Raw genomic sequence first — 5,643 nt, forward strand, 5'->3', positions numbered from 1 at the left:
ATCGGTCACGTTGACCATGGTAAAACCACGCTGACCGCCGCTCTGACTCGCGTTTGCTCCGAAGTGTTCGGTAGCGCCGTTGTTGCTTTCGACAAGATCGATAGCGCTCCGGAAGAGAAAGCTCGTGGTATCACCATCAACACCGCGCACGTTGAGTACAACTCTTCGATTCGTCACTACGCGCACGTTGACTGCCCAGGTCACGCTGACTATGTGAAGAACATGATCACCGGTGCTGCCCAGATGGACGGCGCGATCCTGGTTTGCTCCGCTGCTGACGGCCCGATGCCGCAGACTCGTGAGCACATCCTGCTGTCCCGTCAGGTTGGCGTTCCGTACATCGTGGTCTTCCTGAACAAGGCTGACATGGTTGACGACGCTGAGCTGCTGGAGCTGGTTGAGATGGAAGTGCGCGATCTGCTCAGCACTTACGACTTCCCGGGCGACGACACGCCGATCATCATCGGTTCCGCTCTGATGGCGCTGAACGGTCAGGACGACAACGAAATGGGCACCACTGCCGTTCGTAAGCTCGTTGAGACTCTGGATACCTACATTCCAGATCCAGTACGTGCTATCGACAAGCCGTTCCTGATGCCAATCGAAGACGTATTCTCGATCTCCGGTCGTGGCACCGTGGTAACTGGCCGTATCGAGCGTGGCATCATCAAAATCCAGGAAGAGCTGGAAATTGTTGGCCTGCGTGATACCACCAAGACCACCTGTACCGGTGTTGAAATGTTCCGCAAGCTGCTCGACGAAGGTCGTGCTGGCGAGAACTGCGGCGTTCTGCTGCGCGGTACCAAGCGTGACGACGTTGAGCGTGGCCAGGTTCTGGTTAAGCCGGGTTCGGTCAAGCCGCACACCACCTTCACCGCAGAAGTTTACGTGCTGAGCAAGGAAGAAGGCGGTCGTCACACTCCGTTCTTCAAAGGCTACCGTCCGCAGTTCTACTTCCGTACTACTGACGTAACTGGTAACTGCGAACTGCCGGAAGGCGTTGAGATGGTAATGCCAGGTGACAACATCCAGATGACTGTCACTCTGATCAAGACCATCGCAATGGAAGAAGGCCTGCGTTTCGCCATTCGTGAAGGCGGTCGTACCGTCGGCGCTGGCGTCGTAGCCAAAATCATCGCGTAAGTGATGATTTAAGAAGAAGCCTCCGCTTGCGGGGGCTTTTTTTATTGGGTTGACACCTGCTAGGGGCGTCTATAGAATCACGCCTCCTTTTAACGGGCGTATTGCGTCCGTTGGGGATAGCAGCTTGGAATCTGAGGTCAAAATGCAAAACCAACAAATCCGTATTCGGTTGAAGGCTTTTGACCATCGCCTGATCGATCAATCAACCCAGGAAATCGTGGAAACCGCGAAACGTACTGGTGCTCAGGTGCGTGGTCCTATTCCTCTGCCTACCCGCAAAGAGCGGTTCACTGTTCTGACTTCACCGCACGTCAACAAAGACGCGCGTGATCAGTTCGAGATCCGTACTCATAAGCGCGTTCTGGACATCGTCCAGCCAACGGATAAAACCGTTGATGCGCTGATGAAGCTTGATCTTGCGGCCGGTGTGGAAGTGCAGATCAGCCTCGGCTAAGACCGCTTTAGGTTTTAGTCGTGTAACGCTCTGAAATGGGCGGCCATAGCGGGTGAAAGCCCCGTACACTCATGAGGTTACAACATGACTATTGGTGTAGTCGGTCGTAAGTGCGGTATGACCCGCATTTTCACCGAAGAAGGTGTCTCCATTCCGGTTACGGTCATTGAGATCGAGCCGAATCGCGTCACTCAATTCAAAACTTAAGAGTCCGATGGCTATCGTGCAGTGCAAGTCACTGTCGGCGAGCGTCGCGCTTCTCGTGTCAGCAAGGCGCAAGCCGGTCACTTCGCTAAGGCGAATGTCGCGGCAGGTCGTGGTGTTTGGGAATTCCGTCTTGAAGAAGGCGAGTACCAGGCTGGCGATCTGATCAACGCTGAAATATTCCAAGCTGGTCAGCTGGTGGATGTCACCGGTCAGTCCAAAGGTAAAGGCTTTGCCGGTACCATCAAGCGTTGGAACTTCCGCGGCCAAGACAACACTCACGGTAACTCCGTGTCCCACCGTGTTCCGGGTTCCATTGGCCAGTGCCAGACTCCGGGTCGCGTATTCAAGGGCAAAAAAATGTCCGGTCACATGGGTGCTGAGCGCGTGACTGTGCAGTCCCTGGAAGTAGTGCGCGTCGATGCTGAACGCAACCTGCTGCTGGTCAAGGGTGCCGTTCCTGGCGCTACTGGCGGCAACCTGGTTGTCCGTCCGGCAGCCAAGGCTCGCGGTTAAGGGGAAGCTGACATGCAATTAAATGTAAATGGCGCTCAAGCAATCGAAGTATCCGAAGCCACTTTTGGCGGCGCATACAACGAGACCCTGGTTCACCAAGCAGTTGTGGCCTACATGGCCGGCGGCCGTCAGGGCAGCAAGCAACAAAAGACCCGTTCTGATGTGTCCGGTGGCGGTAAGCGCCCATGGCGTCAGAAGGGTACCGGTCGTGCTCGTGCAGGTACCACTCGTGGTCCGATCTGGCGTGGCGGTGGTGTGACCTTCGCGGCTCGTCCGCAGAATCACGATCAAAAGCTGAACAAGAAAATGTATCGCGCTGCATTGCGTTCGATTCTTGCTGAGCTGGTGCGTACTGATCGTCTGGTCGTAGTCGAGGACTTCAGCGTTGAAGCGCCGAAAACTAAAGACCTGCTGAACAAGCTGAATGGCATGGGTCTGACCGACGTACTGATCGTGTCCGATGCTATTGATGAGAATCTGTACCTGGCTGCTCGCAACCTGCCGCATGTTGATGTTCGTGACGTGCAAGGTTCCGACCCGGTCAGTCTGATCGCGTACGAAAAGGTGTTAGTCACCGTTTCTGCCGTGAAGAAATTCGAGGAGCTGCTGGGATGAACCAGGAACGCGTATTTAAAGTGCTGCTTGGCCCGCACATCTCCGAGAAGGCCACACTTCTGGCTGATAAAAAAAGCCAATTCGTTTTTAAGGTTGCAACCGATGCAACCAAGCTGGAAATCAAGAAGGCCGTCGAAAGCCTGTTCAGCGTGAAAGTTGAGCGTGTGACTACTCAGAACGTTCTGGGTAAGAGCAAGCGCACCGCTCGCGGTCTGGGCAAGCGTAACGACTGGAAGAAGGCGATCATCTCCCTTCAGCCAGGCCAAGATCTCGATTTCGCCAGCAGTGCTGAGTAAGGAAGGGGTGCATCATGGCAATCGTTAAATGCAAACCGACTTCCCCTGGCCGCCGTTTTGTGGTCAAGGTGGTCAATCAGGAGCTGCATAAAGGCGCTCCTTACGCTCCGCTGCTTGAGAAGAAGTCGAAGACTGGCGGTCGTAACAACAATGGTCGTATCACCACCCGTCATATCGGTGGTGGCCACAAGCAGCATTACCGTCTGGTCGATTTCCGTCGCAACGACAAAGATGGCATTCCAGCCACTGTCGAGCGTATTGAATACGATCCGAACCGTACCGCACACATCGCTCTGTTGATGTATGCAGACGGCGAGCGTCGCTACATCATCGCCCCTAAAGGCGTGAGTGCTGGCGATCAGCTGGTAGCTGGCATCATGGCACCGATCAAGCCGGGCAACAGTCTGCAACTGCGCAACATCCCAGTTGGTAGCACTGTTCACGGTATCGAACTGAAGCCGGGCAAAGGTGCTCAGATCGCTCGTTCCGCTGGTGCTTCGGCTCAGCTGATTGCGCGTGAAGGCGTCTACGTGACCCTGCGTCTGCGTTCCGGTGAAATGCGTAAAGTACTGGCCGAATGCCGTGCGACCCTGGGCGAAGTCTCGAACTCCGAGCACAGCCTGCGTTCGCTGGGTAAAGCCGGTGCCAAACGCTGGCGTGGCGTTCGCCCAACCGTTCGTGGTGTTGCCATGAACCCGGTTGACCACCCACACGGTGGTGGTGAAGGTCGTACCTCTGGTGGTCGTCATCCGGTGTCTCCATGGGGCTTCCCGACTAAGGGCGCGAAGACTCGTGGTAACAAGCGCACCGATAACATGATCGTCCGTCGTCGCAAGTAAATAGAGGGATACGACAGTGCCACGTTCTCTGAAAAAAGGTCCTTTTATTGATCTTCACCTACTGAAGAAGATCGAAGTGGCGGTGGAAAAGAACGATCGCAAGCCGGTGAAAACCTGGTCGCGTCGTTCCATGATCCTGCCGCAGATGGTTGGTCTGACCATCGCTGTACATAACGGTCGTCAACATGTCCCTGTTCTGGTGAACGAAGACATGGTCGGCCACAAACTGGGCGAATTTGCCGGCACTCGTACCTATCGTGGGCACGTGGCTGACAAGAAAGCCAAGCGTTAAGGGGTTAGGAAATGGAAGTAGCCGCTAAGTTGTCGGGCGCTCGAATCTCCGCCCAGAAAGCCCGCTTGGTCGCCGACCAGATCCGCGGGAAGAAGGTGGGCGAAGCGCTCAACCTGCTGGCTTTCAGCAGCAAGAAAGCCGCCGAGATCATCAAGAAAGTGCTGGAGTCGGCTGTAGCCAACGCCGAGCACAACGAAGGCGCAGACGTTGATGACCTCAAGGTCAGCACCGTTTTCGTCAACGAAGGGCGTTCGCTGAAGCGAATCATGCCACGTGCCAAAGGCCGTGCTGATCGCATCGTCAAGCGGTCTTGCCATATCACTGTCAAGGTTGCGGACAAGTAACGGAGTCGATCAGATGGGTCAGAAAGTACATCCCATTGGCATTCGCCTGGGAATCGTCAAGGAGCACACCTCCGTCTGGTACGCCAGCGGTCGGACTTATGCGGACTACTTGTTCGCTGATCTGAAGGTGCGTGAGTATCTCCAAGACAAACTAAAAAGCGCGTCCGTAAGCCGTATCGACATCGCTCGTCCGGCTCAAACCGCACGCATCACCATCCACACCGCTCGTCCCGGTATCGTTATCGGTAAGAAAGGTGAAGATGTTGAGAAGCTGCGTCAGGACCTGACCAAGCAGATGGGTGTGCCTGTGCACATCAATATCGAAGAGATCCGCAAGCCGGAGCTCGACGGTATGCTGGTTGCGCAGAGCGTAGCTCAGCAGCTGGAGCGTCGCGTGATGTTCCGTCGCGCCATGAAGCGCGCTGTACAGAACGCCATGCGTATTGGTGCCAAGGGCATCAAAATCCAAGTGAGCGGTCGTCTCGGCGGGGCTGAAATTGCCCGTACCGAATGGTATCGCGAAGGTCGTGTGCCGTTGCACACCCTGCGTGCCGATATCGACTATGCCACGTACGAAGCGCACACCACTTATGGTGTGATCGGTGTCAAGGTTTGGATCTTCAAAGGCGAAGTAATTGGTGGTCGCCACGAAGAGCTGAAGCCGCAAGCACCCGCGCCTCGTAAAAAAGCTGCTAAGTAAGGGGTACGCCAAATGTTGCAACCAAAGCGTACGAAGTTCCGCAAGCAGATGACCGGCCACAACCGTGGTCTGGCTCAGCGCGGTAGCAAAGTCAGCTTCGGCGAGTTCGCGCTGAAGTCTGTTGCCCGCGGTCGTCTCACCGCCCGTCAGATTGAGTCCGCTCGTCGTGCTCTGACTCGTCACGTTAAGCGTGGCGGGAAAATCTGGATTCGCGTTTTCCCGGACAAGCCGGTTACCAAG

9 protein-coding genes and 1 pseudogene are annotated in these 5,643 nt (G+C 55.6%); all 10 read left to right on the forward strand.

Annotation, left to right across the window (positions count from 1 at the left end):
• Nucleotides 1-1,143: elongation factor Tu (gene tuf / locus Q8Q83_RS14960; RefSeq protein WP_305624930.1), on the forward strand; the 1,143-nt coding region annotated here is incomplete at its 5' end.
• 142 nt (nt 1,144-1,285) lie between these two features.
• On the forward strand, nt 1,286-1,597 hold the full coding sequence (gene rpsJ / locus Q8Q83_RS14965) for a 30S ribosomal protein S10 (protein ID WP_010486970.1): 312 nt from the start codon (nt 1,286-1,288) through the stop codon (nt 1,595-1,597).
• Between the two features lie 84 nt (nt 1,598-1,681).
• Nucleotides 1,682-2,317, forward strand: a pseudogene (gene rplC / locus Q8Q83_RS14970) (50S ribosomal protein L3).
• Nucleotides 2,318-2,329: 12 nt separating this feature from the next.
• Nucleotides 2,330-2,932 (forward strand): 50S ribosomal protein L4, encoded by a 603-nt coding sequence (rplD, locus tag Q8Q83_RS14975; protein ID WP_305624931.1) that lies wholly within the window; start codon nt 2,330-2,332, stop codon nt 2,930-2,932.
• Nucleotides 2,929-3,228 (forward strand): 50S ribosomal protein L23, encoded by a 300-nt coding sequence (rplW, locus tag Q8Q83_RS14980; protein ID WP_069901955.1) that lies wholly within the window; start codon nt 2,929-2,931, stop codon nt 3,226-3,228. Before rplD ends, rplW begins: the two co-directional genes overlap by 4 nt.
• 14 nt (nt 3,229-3,242) lie before the next feature.
• Nucleotides 3,243-4,067, forward strand: a complete 825-nt coding sequence (gene rplB / locus Q8Q83_RS14985; RefSeq protein ID WP_090255801.1) for a 50S ribosomal protein L2 — start codon at nt 3,243-3,245, stop codon at nt 4,065-4,067.
• A 16-nt stretch (nt 4,068-4,083) separates the two neighbouring features.
• Nucleotides 4,084-4,359, forward strand: a complete 276-nt coding sequence (rpsS, locus tag Q8Q83_RS14990) for a 30S ribosomal protein S19 (protein ID WP_010486981.1) — start codon at nt 4,084-4,086, stop codon at nt 4,357-4,359.
• 11 nt (nt 4,360-4,370) lie between these two features.
• Complete coding sequence (rplV, locus tag Q8Q83_RS14995; RefSeq protein WP_003210077.1) at nt 4,371-4,703, forward strand: 50S ribosomal protein L22; 333 nt, start codon at nt 4,371-4,373, stop codon at nt 4,701-4,703.
• Nucleotides 4,704-4,716: 13 nt separating this feature from the next.
• The gene (rpsC, locus tag Q8Q83_RS15000; RefSeq protein ID WP_305624932.1) at nt 4,717-5,403 is read left to right on the forward strand and encodes a 30S ribosomal protein S3; all 687 of its coding nucleotides are present in this window, start codon (nt 4,717-4,719) and stop codon (nt 5,401-5,403) included.
• Between the two features lie 12 nt (nt 5,404-5,415).
• The coding region (gene rplP, locus Q8Q83_RS15005) for a 50S ribosomal protein L16 (RefSeq protein ID WP_305624933.1) at nt 5,416-5,643 on the forward strand (228 nt) is incomplete at its 3' end.

The sequence above is a fragment of the Pseudomonas sp. genome (assembly GCF_030696055.1).
Classification (GTDB): Bacteria; Pseudomonadota; Gammaproteobacteria; order Pseudomonadales; family Pseudomonadaceae; genus Aquipseudomonas.